This window comes from Paraburkholderia steynii, from assembly GCF_900100565.1.
Lineage (GTDB): Bacteria > Pseudomonadota > Gammaproteobacteria > Burkholderiales > Burkholderiaceae > Paraburkholderia > Paraburkholderia terrae.
Genome location: NZ_FNDI01000006.1, coordinates 242997 through 260136, shown reverse-complemented (window position 1 = coordinate 260136; position 17140 = coordinate 242997). Strand labels below are relative to the sequence as shown.

Annotated in this window: 16 protein-coding genes; 8 read left to right on the top strand and 8 right to left on the bottom strand. The window is 64.3% G+C overall.

Going from position 1 to position 17140, the window contains the following annotated elements; all coding sequences use genetic code 11:
• Positions 1-138 precede the first annotated feature (138 nt).
• Positions 139-801, top strand: a complete 663-nt coding sequence (locus BLT65_RS13785; RefSeq protein WP_042308512.1) for a hypothetical protein — start codon at positions 139-141, stop codon at positions 799-801.
• Positions 802-835: 34 nt separating this feature from the next.
• Here BLT65_RS13785 and fnr read toward each other — a convergent pair whose 3' ends face one another.
• The 6 genes from fnr to flhD form a co-directional block, all read right to left on the bottom strand.
• A complete protein-coding gene (gene fnr / locus BLT65_RS13780; protein WP_081920962.1) occupies positions 836-1612 on the bottom strand; it encodes a fumarate/nitrate reduction transcriptional regulator Fnr in 777 nt (258 codons plus the stop codon).
• A gap of 214 nt (positions 1613-1826) precedes the next feature.
• Positions 1827-2474, bottom strand: coding sequence for a response regulator (locus BLT65_RS13775; RefSeq protein WP_042308349.1), 648 nt, complete (start codon positions 2472-2474; stop codon positions 1827-1829).
• Positions 2471-3817, bottom strand: coding sequence for a PAS domain-containing sensor histidine kinase (locus BLT65_RS13770; RefSeq protein ID WP_091778611.1), 1347 nt, complete (start codon positions 3815-3817; stop codon positions 2471-2473). Before BLT65_RS13770 ends, BLT65_RS13775 begins: the two co-directional genes overlap by 4 nt.
• 474 nt (positions 3818-4291) lie before the next feature.
• A complete protein-coding gene (locus tag BLT65_RS13765; RefSeq protein WP_229513460.1) occupies positions 4292-4567 on the bottom strand; it encodes a flagellar transcriptional regulator FlhD in 276 nt (91 codons plus the stop codon).
• Between the two features lie 103 nt (positions 4568-4670).
• Positions 4671-5243, bottom strand: coding sequence for a flagellar transcriptional regulator FlhC (gene flhC / locus BLT65_RS13760; protein ID WP_042308352.1), 573 nt, complete (start codon positions 5241-5243; stop codon positions 4671-4673).
• Positions 5243-5557, bottom strand: coding sequence for a flagellar transcriptional regulator FlhD (flhD, locus tag BLT65_RS13755; RefSeq protein WP_091778428.1), 315 nt, complete (start codon positions 5555-5557; stop codon positions 5243-5245). Before flhD ends, flhC begins: the two co-directional genes overlap by 1 nt.
• A 560-nt stretch (positions 5558-6117) precedes the next feature.
• Here flhD and BLT65_RS13750 point away from each other — a divergent pair.
• The 3 genes from BLT65_RS13750 (at position 6118) to BLT65_RS13740 (ending at position 9705) form a co-directional block, all read left to right on the top strand.
• The gene (locus tag BLT65_RS13750; protein ID WP_091778426.1) at positions 6118-7971 is read left to right on the top strand and encodes a methyl-accepting chemotaxis protein; all 1854 of its coding nucleotides are present in this window, start codon (positions 6118-6120) and stop codon (positions 7969-7971) included.
• Positions 7972-7988: 17 nt separating this feature from the next.
• Positions 7989-8306, top strand: a complete 318-nt coding sequence (locus BLT65_RS13745) for a hypothetical protein (RefSeq protein WP_091778424.1) — start codon at positions 7989-7991, stop codon at positions 8304-8306.
• Between the two features lie 403 nt (positions 8307-8709).
• On the top strand, positions 8710-9705 hold the full coding sequence (locus BLT65_RS13740) for an EAL domain-containing protein (RefSeq protein WP_091778422.1): 996 nt from the start codon (positions 8710-8712) through the stop codon (positions 9703-9705).
• A gap of 22 nt (positions 9706-9727) precedes the next feature.
• Here the strand turns inward: BLT65_RS13740 and BLT65_RS13735 are convergent, their stop codons facing one another.
• Positions 9728-10582 (bottom strand): LysR substrate-binding domain-containing protein, encoded by an 855-nt coding sequence (locus BLT65_RS13735; protein ID WP_042308360.1) that lies wholly within the window; start codon positions 10580-10582, stop codon positions 9728-9730.
• A 145-nt stretch (positions 10583-10727) separates the two neighbouring features.
• Between BLT65_RS13735 and BLT65_RS13730 the strand changes: the two genes are divergently transcribed.
• A complete protein-coding gene (locus BLT65_RS13730) occupies positions 10728-11951 on the top strand; it encodes an aspartate aminotransferase type Ic (RefSeq protein ID WP_091778420.1) in 1224 nt (407 codons plus the stop codon).
• 115 nt (positions 11952-12066) lie between these two features.
• On the top strand, positions 12067-13455 hold the full coding sequence (locus BLT65_RS13725) for a DHA2 family efflux MFS transporter permease subunit (RefSeq protein ID WP_086919163.1): 1389 nt from the start codon (positions 12067-12069) through the stop codon (positions 13453-13455).
• 28 nt (positions 13456-13483) lie between these two features.
• Here the strand turns inward: BLT65_RS13725 and BLT65_RS13720 are convergent, their stop codons facing one another.
• Complete coding sequence (locus tag BLT65_RS13720) at positions 13484-14032, bottom strand: hypothetical protein (RefSeq protein ID WP_091778609.1); 549 nt, start codon at positions 14030-14032, stop codon at positions 13484-13486.
• A gap of 109 nt (positions 14033-14141) precedes the next feature.
• On the opposite strand from BLT65_RS13720, the gene BLT65_RS13715 reads away from it, so the two are divergent.
• Together BLT65_RS13715 and BLT65_RS13710 are read left to right on the top strand one after the other, a co-directional pair.
• Positions 14142-15080, top strand: coding sequence for a helix-turn-helix transcriptional regulator (locus tag BLT65_RS13715; RefSeq protein WP_091778418.1), 939 nt, complete (start codon positions 14142-14144; stop codon positions 15078-15080).
• Positions 15077-16969 carry a DUF3857 domain-containing transglutaminase family protein gene (locus BLT65_RS13710; RefSeq protein ID WP_091778416.1) on the top strand — a complete coding sequence of 631 codons (1893 nt, stop codon included), beginning with the start codon at positions 15077-15079 and terminating at the stop codon, positions 16967-16969. Before BLT65_RS13715 ends, BLT65_RS13710 begins: the two co-directional genes overlap by 4 nt.
• The last annotated feature ends 171 nt before the right edge of the window (positions 16970-17140 follow it).

Here is a 17140-nt window from a genome sequence, read left to right as displayed (position 1 = left end):
CGCCGTGCGAATCCGGTTGCGCGCCGCATGGCGATGCGACTATCGTTGTCGGACGCGGCGCACGGGCATGCGCGTTGCGGTGCGTGTGGCCCGATCAACGCAGGCTTAGCAGCAAGACTGATGAAGGAAGACCCAGCGATGGAATATTCCGACGAATCCCTGCTTCCCATCTGGCGGGCCAATCTGGCGTTGCTGACGCGGGAAGTCGGCGCCGTCACGCGTCTTGCACGGATGATGACGTTCTCCGCGTCGTACCTGAAGCTGATGCTCGCCGACCAGCGCGACTTCAGCGAGGAATTCGTGCGCGGCGTCGAATCGGTGACAGGGCTGCCCAGCGGCTGGATGGATGCGCCGCACGAACCCGCCGACGTGCCGGGCAACGCGCGCGAAGCGATCGACAACGAAACGCCGCTCGCGCGTTTTCGCGGCACGGCACATCCGGTACGCAAAAAATCGGTGCTGCGTCCGCCGGAGCCGATTTTCGGACAGCAGCCGCAGCGCCGTCCGGAAGACGAAGTCGCCGAGGCCGAACTGCACCGGCGCCAGGCGTATTTCCGCAAGGTGCGCGATCTCGCCGTGCAGGAGGTGCGGCGCTTCGAGCGCTCGCTGACGCATCCGACCGTCGAGTTCGCGTCGGTGCGTTCCAAAGTCGAAGACGTGCTGTCGGCCGCCGAGCTCGATGATCCCATTCACGCCGATCTGGCCGGCCGCCTCGAACAGATCGACAAGCATCGGAACATGCTGCTGCGTCACACCGAGCGGCTGCACGCATTGCTCGTGCAGCTGGGCGAAGAGGGATGAATGCGCAGCGTAGCAGCCGGTATCGCATGGCGTGTCAGAGCCGCGCGAGCGCGCCGCTGTCCAGAATGCGAATCTGCTTGCCGCGCGCCTGCACGAGCCTTTCCTGTTGCAGCCTGGAGAACATGCGGCTCGCCGTTTCGAGCGTGATGCCCAGATAGCTGCCGATCTCACTGCGCGTCATGCGCATGTTGAACTCCGTGGCGGAATAGCCGCGCGTGCCGTAGCGGTCGGCGAGATTCAGCAGGAACGTCGCGACACGCTGCTCGGCGCGCATCGTGCCGAGCAGCATGATCATGTTCGATTCGCGGACGATCTCGCGGCTCATGACCTTGTGCAGATGCCGCTGCATCGGCTTGATTTCGCGGCACAGGTCTTCGAGCGACTCGAATGGAATCACGCAGACGGTGCTGCGCTCGAGCGCGATGGCGCCGCACAGATGCTGCCCGCCAACGATCCCGTCGAGCCCCAGCATTTCCCCTGCGATCTGAAAGCCCGTCACCTGTTCGCGTCCTTCGCGATGCATGACGACTGTCTTGAACGAGCCGCTGCGCAGAATGTAGACGTTGTGAAACGGATCGTTCGCGCGATAGAGGCTCGCGCCGCGCTGCACGGTGCGCACTTCCTGAACCAGCGAATCGACTTGCGCGAGTTCCTCGGCGCTCAGTTCGCCAGGATTGCAGAGCGGGCTGATCGCACATTGCGAACAGCGCGGCGCGGGATGCTGCGTGCCGCCTGGCTGGAACCTGCGCACGAAGTCGGTTGCCTGTGTGAACGGCGGGGGCGTGATCGTCGGTGCATCGGCGAGTAGCATGGTGGCTTCCTTTTCGGGAATGCGCGCGCGGGCCATGATGCACGCGCGATGAAATGGTGTCGTACGGCGTCCGCGTCGCTGCAGTTGGACAGCACGGCACGCAATGTCAATGCTGAAAGTATGTTGGGTGCTGTTTCAAAATTGAATCGGCGGCGAATGAATCTGCGGTCAGTCAATCGGAGCGCGTGTAGGGTGTCGCCTACATCGGACCCGTTCACGGCTCTTCGCTGTCGTCGAACAGCTTGTGGCGCATTGCATAGCGCACCAGCGCCGCGCCGTGCGGCATCTGCATCTTGTCGAGGATGCGCGCCTTGTAGGTGCTGATCGTCTTGGTGCTGACGCACAACTGCGTGGCGATCTCGCCGATCGTCTGGCCTGCCGTGATGCGGCGGAACACGTCGAACTCGCGGTCGCTCAGCCGTTGATGCGGCAGCATCTCGAGCGGCTCGTGCAGGTTGCGCGCAAAGCGCTCGGCCATCGAAAGGCTCATATAGACGCCGCCGCCCGCGATCTTCGTCAACGCGCTCACCAGTTCGCCGCTCGCGCTTTCCTTCGTCAGATAGCCGGACGCGCCCGCCTTGAACGCGCGCACCGCGTACTGATGCTCGCCGTGCATCGTCAGCACGAGGATGTGGAGGGCGGGATTGGTGGCCCTGATTTGCGGGATCATTTCGACGCCGTTGCGTCCCGGCATCGACAGGTCGAGGATCAGGATGTGCGCATCCGTCGAGCGCACGAGCGCGATCGTGCTGGCCGCGTCCGCGGCTTCGCCGGCCACTTCGAACTCGGGTGAGCCCTTCAGGATGTGGCGCAGACCTTCGCGTATCAGCGCGTGGTCGTCGGCGATGAGAATGCGGATCATGGCTGCGTCTCTTCAGATTGCAATGCGTCGAGCGGAAACGTGATGGACAGGTTGAAGCCGTGGCCGGGCTCGCCCGTCGATAGCGTGCCGCCGAGCATATGGACCCGCTCGCGAATGCCGAGCAGCCCGAAATTCCTGCCGGTGCGTGGATCACGCGCGTGTTCGACGGCGGGCAGGCCGCGGCCGTCGTCGACGATGTCGAGCGTGCAGTGCTCGCCGTCGACCCGCATCGCGAGCGTGACGAGCGACGCTTGTGCATGTTTCGCGACATTCGTCAGCGCTTCCTGGACGATACGGAAAATCGCCGTCGCTGCACCGTGCGAAAACGCTGCCGATCCAACCTCGAGCCGGCGCGCGACGCGGATGCCATAGCGTTGGGAGAAATCGTCGGCGAGCCAGTCGATCGCCGCGACGAGGCCGAGATCGTCGAGCATTGCGGGCCGCTGGTTTGCCGCGATCCGCCGCACGGACGCAACGGTCGCGTCGATCACGCGCGCCATCGCCTGCAGCCGCTCATGCACGTAGGCGTTGTCGATCCCCTCGCTTTCCAGCGCATGCCCGATCACCGACAGGTCCATTTTCAGCGCAGTCAGCGATTGCCCGAGATCGTCGTGCAACTCGCGCGCGATGTGCGCCTTCTCTTCCTCGCGTACACGTTGCAGGTTCGCCGACAACTCGCGCAGGTCCTCGCGCGACTGCCTGAGCGCTTCTTCGGCGCGCATGCGCCCGGTGATGTCGCGCAGCATCACGGTGTAGAGCTTCTCGTTGCCATACTGGCTTTGCGAAATCGACGCTTCGATAGGGAACTCGCGACCGTCGGCGCGCAACGCATACAGCACGCGCGGGCTGCCCATGCGCCGGTCGGACCCGCTCGTCGCGCCGAAATGCTCGACATGCTTCGCATGCGCGATGCGAAACCGTTCGGGGATGAAGCGCGAGAGCGGGCCGCCTATGACCTTTGCCGCATCGCAACCTAGCAGTTCCTCCGCCATCGGGTTCATCAGGACGATGCGCTGCATGGCGTCGATCGTCACGATTGCCTCGCGCGACGAGCGGATGATGGCCGTCAGGCGCGCTTCGTCGAAAGTTTGCATGGATGTTGCGCCGTGCAGATCGTTCTCGTGCGATCGTGCGCGGGCGAGGCGGTTGCGCCGCTCCTCGCGATGCGACCACACGATGCACGCAACCAGGATCGCGAGCACGGTTGCGCCCGCGACGGTCGTCGTCCATCGCAGGGTGAGACAGGCTGTGAACGAGGCCGCGAGCACGCCCGCCATGAAGGTGGCGAGCATCGTCAATGCCGTGCGAAGGCTTTGACCGGTTGGCGAGGCAACAGTATTCATGTTGTGGTTCAGATCGTCGGGTTGCGGCGTGGCGCGCCCGGATTCCTGCTGCCGCATCGTTTCTGCGCGCCTGTCCGCGCCTTGGCCGCGTGCGTGCGTGATGCGGCGTTGTAGTCTGCTGGTGTTGCCGTCAATGGGCGCGATTGTGAGCGGGCGATGCGCCGTGGGTTGTGCTGCTTTCTCGCGCCGGGCTGCGAGCGCGACGCTCACACGGGAGCGGGCGCATCATGCGGGTAATCCTGTGCCGCGGCGCGACCATCGCATGCGACGCTTCGTCGGATGATCTTCGCGAATGCTTGCACACAATGATATGTCGAATAGGATAACTATCAATACATGCGGCTGGAAACGACGTTCTCAAATCTGGAAGTCTCCGCGAATGCCTGGTCGTTGCGCGGCAGGTTCGTATCGGGGTCATGCCGCCTCGAAGCGCGGCGCACAACCACAACAGGACGATGACGATCCGGATGGCGGTTACGCCGCGAGCGGCTCCGTCGCCTGCCGTTCGACACCGCGCTGAACGCCGTGAACGAGCGACGCAAGCAGCGCGCAGTCGTCGAGCGCGAAACGGCAGAACAGCATGTTCGTGGCGGCGAGCTTCGCGATCTGTTCGGGCGGCAAGCTTGCAATCTCCTTCACCGATTCCTCACCGACTCTGAGCAAACGCATGGCCCTCGGGCTATCGATGCGTGCAAGCCGCTGCGCGAGAGATAGAAATGACAGATTGACCTCCCGTATTTCCCTAAGCATTGCGTTGTGGTCCAACTTTCGAATCTCCAGTGACTAATAGCATGTCCGGTGCGCCGCCTGTGTCTGCGCGCGGGGTGCGTCCCGTCGTGCGGGGCGAGGGCCGTTATTCGGCTTTGGCGGGGCGGCCTGTCTTTCCCGCCCGCGAAGGCGGCTTGCATAGCCCGCAGACGTAGCCGAGTTCCAGCTCGTAGGCGAGCACGAGGAAGCTGCCTTTGCAGCAACTACACGTTCTCAGATGCAGCATGTCGTGCTCGACGAATTTCACGAGTGTCCACGCGCGGGTAAAGCTCAACACGGGCTCCGTGCCGCGCGGGACATGTTCGAGATAGAGGCGGTATGCCGCGATGATCGCCGCGATCCGCCTGATGTCACGCTGCGCGGAGACGGACCGGTACAACGCATGGAACAGCGAAGCGTGGATGTTCGGCATCCACGTCACATACCAGTCCTCGGAAAACGGCAACATGCCCTTGGGTGGCGATTCGCGGTGCAATTCCTTATAGAGACGAATCAGGCGGTCACGCGACAGCGTGGTTTCGGCTTGCGTGACCTGCAACCGCGCGCCGAGTTCGAACAGCTCGATTGCAAGCAACGTCTCGTTGACGTCGTCGAGCAGGCGCCGTTGTCCCGGGTCTGCGCGCGCGACGACGGCCTTCAGCGAAGCAAGCGCGGTCATCACACGGTCCTCGCAGGCAATTGAGCGAGCAGCATCGCGGCGTGCATCGTCTGCATGTCGTGCCGGCTCAAGGTGTCGTTGAGTGCGCTCAGCATGGACCGCTCCTGCAGACCGACGCCGCACAGCAGCACGTCCGAATCGGCGAGCCGCACGATCTGCGCGGCAGAAAGCCCGCCGATGATCGTGATGAGTTCCGCCGACATGCCAAGACGGACTTGGGCCTCGACGGGATTCCTGCGCGCGAGGCGTTGAGCCAGCATCAGATACGCCAGATTGACTTCGCGTATCTCCGAAAAAACTTCGTCAGCGTTCATGATTTCCTCGCAGGCAGGGCGACGTGGCTACGATCAGCGGGTGTGATGCAGACGGGCTGGCGTCGCAATGCAACCTGCGATGTATCTGTAGCGCTTACGTCAAATTCCCGACCGAGAGTATTGCCCGCGCTGTCTCAAAATAAAATGGGTGTTCGGTTGAATCGTACGTAGGGCGGGCTACTGTCGTGTAGGGAATGGATGACATGAGTGTTTCCAACGGACGTGTTGCACGTGGCGACGGATTGCCGTGGCGCCCGTTCGATCTTGCCTGGTGCGACACGATGTCGCGGACCTCGATATCGCGTCGGGCGAATCCTTCGATCAACCAGGTATCGCAACAGGCAACCTGATCCATAGATGACGTAGAAAACGTGTTTGCTGAACGGCGCTAGCACGTCGATTCGCCGCTCTTTCGCCTACGAATAACGAGTGAATAACGCGCCGAAATAATAAATAGACATCCTGAGTAACGCCACGATTTTCCGCTTATCTCGTTATTGATATCCATCATTGCCCCCATGCCCGGTCAACCTTACGATCGCAGTGGACAGTAGCCCCGAATGACGCATGTCGTTCGTTGCGGCTCGATCGACATGAGAACGCGACCTGACGAAGACGCGTTCCGCGATGGCAGCGCGATGCGCGCGCGAGCCGTCTTCTTCTTCAATCGCGAGGCGCGGCAGGTGAGCCGCCCGAGCGCCATCATCCGGCAGAATGGAATGACTCAGTTTTTTCAAACGATCCGCTTCAGGATCATCGCGGCCTTTGCCGTGTGTACCGTGTTACTGGTTGGCAATGCGCTGTATGGCATGCGTGCTGTCAAAACGATGAGCGACAACATGCAGACCGCCTACACGGGCAATCTGGTGCCCGTTACGCAGCTCGCCATGTTTCGCATCCACGAGATCGAAATCCGCCGTCTGCTGTGGCAGACGCTCGTGACGCAGGACAAGGACAACTTGCGGCGCGTGCGTGAACTGCAGGCCGCAATGGATTCGTGCTGGGCGCAATACTATTCGGGCGGCATCAGCAGCGCCGATGAGCAGGTGATCGCCGACAAGATTCACGCTCAGGCCAGCACGTTCAAATCAATGATCGATCAGGAGGTCGCGCAGATCGAGCAGGGCGATGTGGCGGGCGCTATCGAGTTCCAGCGCAATTCCGTGGTGCGCGTGGCCGAGGCGCTCAATACGCTGATCCAGCAGGACATGGACTTGAACCAGGCTCAGGCTAAAGACTTCACGAATGATAGCGAGCGCTCGTCGAAGCAGATGTTCTGGATCGCGCTGGGCATGCTGGCGTCGAGCGCGATCGTGTGTCTCGGCGCGACGGTGTATCTGTCGAAGGCGATCACGCGCCCGTTGAACCGCTCGGTCGACCTCGCCAACGACATCGCTGACGGCCGTCTGGACCGTCCGATCACCGTCGACGTGAGGGGCGAGTTCGGCTCGCTTCTCGACGCCATGAGGCGCATGAGCGGCCAGCTTGCGGACACCGTGCGCCGCATCAAGACGTCGAGCGACTCGGTGACTGTTGCCTCGCGCGAGATCGCGGCGGGCAACATGGAACTGTCGTCGCGCACGGAAGAGCAGGCGGCGTCCGTCGAAGAGACGGCCGCGACGATGACGGAACTGGCCGAAACGGTGAAGCAGAACGCCGACAACGCGCGCCAGGCCGATTCGCTGTCGGCCAACGCACGCTCGATGGCCGATGCGAGCAACGACGCGGTGCAGGCGATGATGCGCACGATCGGCAACATCAGCGAAAGCTCCGCGAAGATCGCCGAGATCACGACGCTGATCGAAGGCATTGCATTCCAGACCAACATCCTCGCATTGAACGCGGCTGTCGAAGCAGCGCGTGCGGGCGAGCAGGGGCGCGGCTTCGCCGTCGTCGCGGGTGAAGTGCGCTCGCTCGCGCAACGTTCGTCGTCGGCCGCGAAGGAGATCAAGGACCTGATCGAATCGTCAACCACGCTCGTCAAGGACGGCTCGCGCCAGGCTGAAGAAGTCGGCTCGACGATGGGCCAGGTGATGCGCGCGATCAAGCAGGTGTCCGATATCGTCGGTGAGATTTCGGCAGCGTCGGAAGAGCAGAGCCAGGGCATCGGGCAGGTGAGCCAGGCGATCAGCCAGATCGACACGGTCACGCAGCAGAACGCGGCGCTTGTCGAGCAGTCAGCAGCGGCAGCGCAGGCGCTCGAAGAGCAGGCCATGCAGATGACGGGCGCGATCACCGTCTTCAGGCTCGCCGAGGCGCCCAGCGCCGCGCCTGCCGTGTTGCTGCCGCGCGCCGTGCGCGCGCCCGTCGCCGCCGCGAAGCATGCCCTGGCTGTGCGCCGCGTCGAACCCGCCGCGAAGCCCGCAGCGGCAAAAGAGACCGTATCCGCCGATGGCGATTGGGAATCGTTTTGAACGTCAGGGAAACATCGATGCAAGCATCTTCCATTCATCGTGCCGCCTGTGGCGACGACGGCACGAGCGCCGGCTCGTCTGTCGATCTGCTCACGCAGCTTTCGTCGCTGCAAAGCGATGCCCTGATCCAGTATGGCGCGCGGCTGATCGTGGCCGGTGAATTGCTGGAGGCGATTCTCGTTAGTCTGATGCCGGCGACGCGAGCCGAGGTCAGGGCCGAATTCGACGCACGCATCAGGAGAGTGTTGAACGAACCGCGCACGAGCGACTTGCCCGAGTGCTATCACTCGACGATTGCCGCCGAAGTCGGTCACTTCAACGAGGCGCTCCGCTAGTGTGCTGGCGTGCCCGCTCCATACGCAGCGCGCGTTGCTAGACGTGGAAAAAAAGGGGCTCCGCAGCCGGGGAACTGCGGAGCCCGAAGAGACGTCGCGCACTGTGGAGTGTTATGCGCCCGCCTCGTCGACTATGAGCTAGCCGATGAAGAGATTGTCGGCACTGTGTCCGCTGAAGGCATTGATATTGGTCAGCGTCCTCGATCTGGCGCATTCAAGGAATGGTAGGTATCCATGATTGCCTGGCATTCCGTATCAAGGTGATCACATCGCCGATCCACGCCGCACATGTGGCGACTTGCGCACATGCTTCCCCAACATTTCGGCCAGACCATTTATGAGCAGATCAACTTCAACCGGCTCCGCTGCGGCGCCTCGCCCCGCGCCTCGGCGATGGGCCGACATGCTGCGCGATGACGCGTTGTGCATGCACTATCAGCCGCTACTCGACCTGCGCGTCGGCCGCGTGACGAAGGTCGAGGCGCTCGCGCGGCTGCGCGACGGCGACGTGCCGATCGCGCCAGGCCAGTTTCTGCCGTCGCTGTGCAGCGACGACCATCTCGTGCTGTATATGCGCGGCCTCGCGCAGGTGCTGACGCAGCGCAACGCATGGCGGCGCGTGGGCATCGACGTCGTCGTGTCCGTCAATCTGCCGCCAGCCGCGCTCTGCGATTCGCGCTACTTCGACGCGACGCGCACCGCGTTCGATGAATTCGGCTGCGAGGCGGGCGAGCTGATGCTCGAAATCCTGGAGTCCGGCGCGCTGCCGCAGGGCGTCGAGCTCGATAAGCAGATCGCGGGTTACAAGACGCTCGGCGTCGACTTCGCGCAGGACGATCTGGGCACAGGGCATAGCAGCCTGAGCCGGCTGCGCGAGTTGCCGTTCGATTGCGTGAAGATCGACCGTAGCATCGCGGATCTGCAGGATCATGACGCCGCCGACGTGCTGCCGTTCATCCATCATCTGACGCGGCTCGGGCAGGCGCTCGGCAAGGCGGTGGTGGTCGAGGGCGTCGAAGACCCGGCGCTGCTCGATGCGCTGCGGATCTTCGGTGTCGATCTCGCGCAGGGCTACGGGATCGCGCGTCCGATGCCGGGCGAGCAACTCCCCGATTGGATCGCGCAGACGCATTTCGAGCCGCAGTTCACAGCGCGCGCGAGCCGCTGCGCGCGGCTCGCGCATTTGATGGTGTGGGAAGAGCGCATGCTCGCTGACGCGCATCTGCGTACGCGGAGCGCTGCCGGGCAGCATGGCTCGCAGGCCGACTTCGACACATGGCTTCCCGACGATGCCCCCAGCACACAGGCACGCGACGGCCTGCTGGACGCAGCGCGGGATTTGGGCGTGCATAGCGGCGCTTATCGCGCGGCGCGGCAACGATTGATCGCGGCGATGTGAAGCGCACGCCGCGCGAATCTATTCAGTCGCGCAGTTCGCTGAGGATCTGTTCGGCCAGATAGTCGCACGGCGGCCGGTTCGAGCGCGCGCTGCGCGCAAGGATGATCTCCAGCTCCGGCAGCTTCGGCAGGCCATGCTGGCGGCCGAGCGTGACGAATCGCTCGGGCACCGCGCAGCGCGCGAGCGGCGCGACCGCGAGGCCCGCGTCGACCATGCTGAACAGTCCCATCAGGCTCGGGCTTTCATACGACGTGCGATAGGTGATCTTCGCGCGCTCCAGCGTCTGAATCGCATTCGAGCGCGCGACGCTGCCCACGCCGAACAGCGCGATAGGCAGCGGGCGCTCCTTCCACACTTCGCGTCCCGCCGTGGATGTGCCTGCCCACACCATCGGCTCGAGCCGGATAAATTCGCCCGCCAGCCCCTTCACGCGCGTCACGCATGCGAGGTCGATCTTGTTGTCCTTCAGTAGCGGCTCGAGCGCGTTGCTCGGCAGGCCGACCACCTGGATTTCGACCTTCGGATAGGTTGCCGAGAAGTTGCGCAGCACGGATGGCAGCAGCGACGACGCGTAATCGTCCGGTACGCCGATCGCGACGCGGCCTTTCACGTCGGGATGCACGACGGATGCCCACGCTTCGTCACGCAGCGCGAGCATGCGGCGCGCGTAGCTGAGCATCACCTGGCCGTCCTGCGTGAGCGTCACGCTGCGCGGGCCGCGCACGAACAGCGGCTTGCCGAGCGCGGTTTCGAGCGAACGGATCTGCATGCTCAGCGCGGACTGCGAGCGATGCACGAGCGCCGCGCCGCGCACGAAGCTGCCGGTGTCGGCGATGGCGACGAACATCGCGAGCACGTCGAGATCGAGGGCTTTCATCCGCTTGCATCCCCTTGAAGTACGTATCAGAAATATTGATCGAAATGTTCAATATAACGCGTTTGTCTGAACTCAGGGGCGGCGGCATACTGGCTTCATACACTGCGCTCGATACCCGACGCGAGCGCGCTCATCCGGGAACATCATGGCGACGCCTTCCACTTACGACGAATTCCGGCAGCTTGCGATGCGGCTCGACATGTCGCGCGGCAAGCCGTCGCCCGAGCAACTCGACCTGTCGCGCGCGCTGCTCGACGAAGCGGGCACAGCCGGGTACGTGTCGCGCGACGGCATCGACTGCCGCAACTACGGGCACTTGCTGGGCTTGCCCGAGGCGCGCGAGTTCGGTGGGCAACTGCTGGATGTCGATACGGCGCAAGTGGTCGCGGCGGGCAATTCGAGCCTCGAACTGATGCACGATGCGCTCGCGTTCGCGATGCTGCACGGCATGCCGGGGCACGCGCCGTGGAGCAAGCAGGGCGAGGTGGCGTTCCTGTGCCCGGTGCCCGGCTACGACCGGCATTTCGCGATCTGCGAGGCGCTCGGCATCCGCATGATTCCCGTACCGATGACGCAGGACGGCCCCGACATGGACGCCGTGGAAGCGCACGTAAAAAACGACGCTTCGATCAAGGGCATCTGGTGCATGCCGCTCTACAGCAACCCGAGCGGCGCGATCTGGTCGCGCGAAACGGTCGAGCGACTCGCCGCGCTGCCCGCTGCCGCGAGCGACTTCCGCCTCTTCTGGGACGACGCGTACCGTTTTCATCATCTGACGGACACGCCGCGTAGCACGCCCAACATCGTCGACCTGTGCGAACGGGCGGGGCATGCGGACCGCGCGCTGGTGTTCGCGTCGCTGTCGAAGGTCACGGTGGCGGGCGGCGGCATCGCGTTTCTCGCGGCGTCGCAGCGCAATATCGGCTGGTGGCAAAAGCATATGAGCGTGCGCACGATCGGTCCGGACAAGTTGAACCAGTTGCGGCACGTGCGCTTTCTGCGCGACCGAGAAGGGCTCGAACGCCTGATGGCGAAGCATCGCGCGCTGCTGCGTCAGAAGTTCGACGCCGTGGTCTCGACATTCGAAGCGCTGCTCGCCGATATTCCCGGCGTGTCGTGGAATCGTCCCGAAGGCGGGTATTTCATCAGCCTGTACGTGCCGAAGGGGTATGCGAAACGCACGGTCACGCTCGCGGCCGAGGCGGGTCTCGTGCTGACGCCAGCGGGCGCCGCGTATCCCTACGGACGCGACGACGAAGACCGGCACCTGCGCATCGCGCCGTCGTTCCCTTCGCTCGATGAAGTGACGCTCGCGGCACGCGGCATCGCGCTTTCGTTGCGGCGCGCGCTCGAAGAAGACGCGCGCTGACGGGCACCGTGCGTACAAGACGTGCCTCGTCGGGCCGTAGCGGGCGCAACAAACCGTAACACCGCGCGTGCCGCTGGACTCGCCATCGGCGGCTGTTTTGCGGTAAAAGAACGGGATGACCGACCGCGCCCGCATCATTCCGCTGATCGTTGCCTGTCCGCTGTTCCTGCAAAACCTCGATACGTCGATCATGGCGACCGCGCTGCCTTCCATCGCGCGTTCGCTCGGCGTCGAGGCGCTGCATCTGAATCTCGCGATCACTTCCTATCTGCTCAGCCTCGCCGTGTTCCTGCCGGCGAGCGGCTGGCTTGCCGACCGCTTTGGCGCGCGTCGCGTGTTCTGCTCGGCCATCGGGCTGTTTTCTCTGGCTTCGGCGCTGTGCGGGATCGCGACATCGCTGCCGCAGCTCGTTGTGTTCCGCGTGCTGCAGGGCATGGGCGGCGCGATGATGGTGCCCGTCGGCAGGCTGATCCTGCTGCGCAGCGTGCCGCCCGCGCGGATGGTCGCCGCGATGGTGTGGTTCACGGTGCCGGGTGCGGTAGGGCGGCTCGCGGGTCCGCTGCTCGGCGGCGTGGTGGTGACGATCACGTCGTGGCGCTGGATTTTCCTGCTGAACGTGCCGTTCGGCGTGATCGGCGTGCTGTGCGCGCTCGCGTTCATCGACGACACGCACGAACGCATCGACGAGCGCTTCGATCTGCCTGGCTTCGTACTGCTGTCGACGGGTCTCGTGGGTCTTGTCGGCGGGCTGGATACGGCCGGCCGTGGGCTCGTGCCGCAATGGGTGACGTTCGCATTCACGGGCACGGGCGCGCTGTCGATGCTGCTGTATTGGCTGTATAGCCGCCGTCACGTCGATGCGATCATCGATCCCTTGCTGCTGCGCTACAAGGCGTACCGGACGGCCGTGCTCGGCGGCATGCCGCTGCGCATCGGCATTGGCGCATCGCCGTTCCTGATGCCGTTGATGCTGCAACTGGGCTTTGGCCTGTCGCCGCTCACGTCGGGGTCGCTGAGCGTCGCGACGGCGGTCGGTTCGCTCGCGGTGCGCGGCGTGATGACCAAGGCGATTCAGCGCATCGGCTTTCGCACGCTGCTGATCGTCGCGACCTGCATGACGGGCTGCTTCTATGCGTGCTATGGGCTGTTCAAGCCCAGCACGCCGCATCTGCTGATCTTCTGCACGCTGCTGGTGGGCGGCCTGTTCAATTCGCTCGCGATGGTCACGCTCAACACGCTCGGCTACTCCGACATGCCGAAGCCGAAGATGAGCCGCGCGACGGCGCTCTCCGGCATGGCGCAGCAGCTCTCCGTGAGTCTCGGCGTCGCGTTCGGCGCGTCGCTGCTCGCGCTGACCGCGCATCTGCATGGCGGCAGCGCCGCACATCTCACCGCGCGCGATTTCTCGCCCGCGTTCTTTGTTGTCGGCGCGGCCGTGCTGTGCTCGCTGTTCTTCTTCGTGAAGCTGTCGAAGGACGAGGGCGCGGAATTGCGACAGGCCTAGTCCGTGCGCGCGGCCCGCTGCAAATGCGCTAGCCGCGCCTGCGCCGCGCGACGAATTCGCCTTCCAGATTCCACGTGACGCCATCGGCGGCAAGCGCAACGCCTGTCCAGCGGAACGAATCATCGGTGATGTCGGTGAAGTTCCAGCGGATCGGCGTACCGTTCGCATGCGTACCGATCTGCACGATATCGCCGCCGATTTTGCGGCCGGTCAGTTCGTCGCGCTGTCCATTCGCGGGATTGATGTAGGTGACGCGCCACGCTTCGATCGACGGGTCCCATACGCGCAGCGTCGTGCCGTACATGTCGAAACCGTCGTCGTTGCGCGCGCCGCGATCCGCACGGCGCGGCATGATCCACACGTCCTGCACAGCACGCCCTTCGAGCGCCCAGCCAAAGTGAATTTCGCCCGTCAGATGCCGCTCGCGCACGTCGACGCGATAGTGCAGCACGTCCATGTCCCAACTGCCGATGAGCCAGCCGTAGAGGTCGTCGGCGGCATCGATGTCAGCCGCGCGGCCGGGCGCGGCGAGTGCTGCATGAAATCCGGCAGCGGGACCGTGATCCAATGCATTCATTGCGGGTTGCTCCGTATGCTGAAGCGGGTTGAAAAGGGTGGCGAACGCGTCGCGCCGCGCCTGCCGCCGTTGTGATAAAACGAGCATACGGACCTGCCGAGGTGACATCTTGGGAAAAATTGCCGTCGATCTCGAAGCCGCGCTCGCACGCCGCGACACGCTCGGCGCGCCCGGCAACACGCAGATGCGCGCGCTTGCCGCGGGCGACGGCTGGTCGGCGATGGACGTGCTGTGTACCTTCGGTCCGCGTGACAGGCCGTTCGAGGAACGTCACGCGGGCGTCTGCATCGCGATCGTGGCGGCGGGCGCGTTCGGCTACCTGTCGGCAGCGGGGCGCGAGCTGCTCACGCCGGGGTCGCTGCTGCTCGGCAATGCGGGCGAGTGCTTCGAATGCGGACATCGGCATGCGCCCGGCGACCGTTGCGTGTCGTTTCACTATCAGCCTGCGTACTTTGAGCAACTCGCCGCCGATGCGGGCTTCGCTCGTTCCGATACGTCGTTCCGGCATGGCCGCATGCCGCCGTTGCGCGCGTTTTCCGGCCTGATCGCGCGTGCGTGCGCCGGGGCGACGGAAAGCGCGTCGTGTACGGCTTGGAACGAACTCGCTGTCGAACTGGCCGGGGCCACGCTGCGGGCGACGCAGGCGGATGCGAAGCGGCGTGTCGTGACGACGAGCGCGTCCGCATGGTCGCGCGTCACGCAGGCCGTGCGCCTGATCGACGAAACGCCCGATGCGCCGCATACGCTCGCGAGTCTCGCGCAAATGTGCGATCTGTCCGACTTCTACTTTCTGCGCACGTTCGAGCGCGTCACGGGCGTGACGCCGCATCAATACGTGCTGCGCGCGCGCCTGCGCCATGCAGCGCTGCGTCTAGCCGACGAGGACACGAAGATCGTCGATATCGCACTCGATAGCGGCTTTAACGACGTGTCCAATTTCAATCACGCGTTTCGCGTCGAGTTCGGCATGAGCCCGCGTGCGTGGCGCATGCAGCGCGGCGCGCGCGCGAATCTCGCAGGGCGTCGTCACACGGTGCGCGAGGCATGAGCCGGCGAGCGCACCGCTTGCGCGCGGCGGCCGTGTTGCCGCTGATCGTCTGCGCATACGGCGCGGGCGCCGCGCACGCGCAGGAACGGGTCGCAGGCGACGACATTCCGCCATCGACGATCGAGCGCGACGTGCATCTGTTCGTCGTACAGAAGGACGGCTCGATCGAGGAACACGACGATACGGTGCTGCGCGCGAACACGACCAGCGGCGTCGACGATATCGCGCAGCGCTATGTGTGGTTCAACAAGGATATCGAGCAGGTGCAACTGCTCGCAGCGGAAACGATCGATCCCAACGGCGTCGCGCATCCGGTAGGACCGGAGGGCATTCGCGACGTGCAGGAGCCGCGCTCGGCGGGCGCGCCGACCTTCCAGGACGGCGTGCTGCGTACGGTGATTTTTCCGGGCGTCGAGCCGGGCTCGCGCGTGCATCTGGCGTTTCGCAAGACGCGCGCGCTGCCGTTGCAAGGCGGCACGTTCGCCTATTTCGTCGAGCCGACGCGCGGGCCCGTCGACATGCAGCAACTGATCTTCGACTTGCCCGCCGACGTCCCGCTGTACGCCGACGCGCGCGGCTATGTCGCGCTGCCGCCCGTGACGGAGAACGGCCGCACGCGTTATACGTTCGAGTATCGGCATGGGCCGTATGCGCCCATCGAGTCGGGCGCCGTCGGCTACGCGACGTGGGGCGACCGTCTGATGGTCTCGACGACGCGCGACTTCGCATCGTTTGCCGAACGCTATCGGAACGCGGCGCTGGACCCGACGTGGCGCGATCCTGCGATTGCGCAGCTTGCGCAGGCGTTGACGGCGCAGACTGACGATCCGCGCGTGAAGGCGCAGATTCTGTACGACTGGGTACGCCTGAACATTCGCTATGTCGCGCTGTTTTTGGGCGAGACGGCTGCCGTGCCGCACAAGGCGAGCGATATCCTGCGCAACCGCTATGGCGACTGCAAGGATCACGTTGCGCTGTATGGCGCGATGCTCGCGGCGGTGGGCATCGACAGTCAGGCTGTGCTGCTCAACCTGGGGCCCGTCTATACGCTGCCCGATGTGCCTGGCTATGGCGCAAGCGCGATCAATCATGCGATCACGTGGATACCTTCATTGCGCCTGTATGCGGATACGACGGCGGGCGGTATCGGCTTCGGTTATCTGCCGCCGGGCGCGATGGACCGGCCGGTGCTGCTGGTCGACGATGGCGTGCTCGCGCGCACGCCCGCGACGCAGGAACGCGGGCGCAACGTGCGGCTCGAGATCGATATCGACCGGACTGGCACGGCGGCGTTCACGTATCGCGTGGAGGATGTGGGGGTGTCGGCAGAACTCGAGCGCAATGTGTTTCGACGCGCGACGCGGCAGCGCTGGCAACTGATTGCCGCTGATCGTTTGCGGCAGACGGGGTTGCATGGGATTGCACGGATGCAGCCTGGCGAAGTGACGCCGACCATGGGGCCGTTTACGACTTCCATGCACGGTTCGCTGGAGCACTTCACGTGGCCCGACGGCACGACGGCGTTGCCTGCGTTGACGAGTTTGTCGGGGGGGATCGCGACGCAGGTGCAGGCCTGGCTCGCCGAGCCGGAGCGGACGCAGCCCTGGGTCTGTATTGGCGGCGATTTTGATGAGGTGGCGCAGATTGCGTTGCCGGATAGTGTTCGTGTTACTGATATGCCGCAGGATGTTGTCGTGCGGGACCGGTTTTTTGATTATGAATCGCGGTATGTGTTTGATTCCGCTACGCGGGTTGTGCAGATTTCGCGGCGTTTGAGTGCCCGGTTTGGGCGCCAGGTGTGTAGTGCTGGTGAGTTTGCCCTGGCTCGGGCTTCGCTCGTTAAGATTGAGAGGGATGCGTTGGCGCAGATTGTTGTGAGAGCACGGTAGGGGGTTTTTGTTGTCTGCGACGCTGGGTGGTTTGCTGGTTTTTTGCTGGCATCCGCGATTCGTTAGCGTGCTTCACGCGTCGCCCCTGTGCGGGGCGGCACCTACTTTTCTTTGCCGCCGCAAAGAAAAGTAGGCAAAAGAAAGCGGCTAACACCGCCAGCCCGTGTTCTT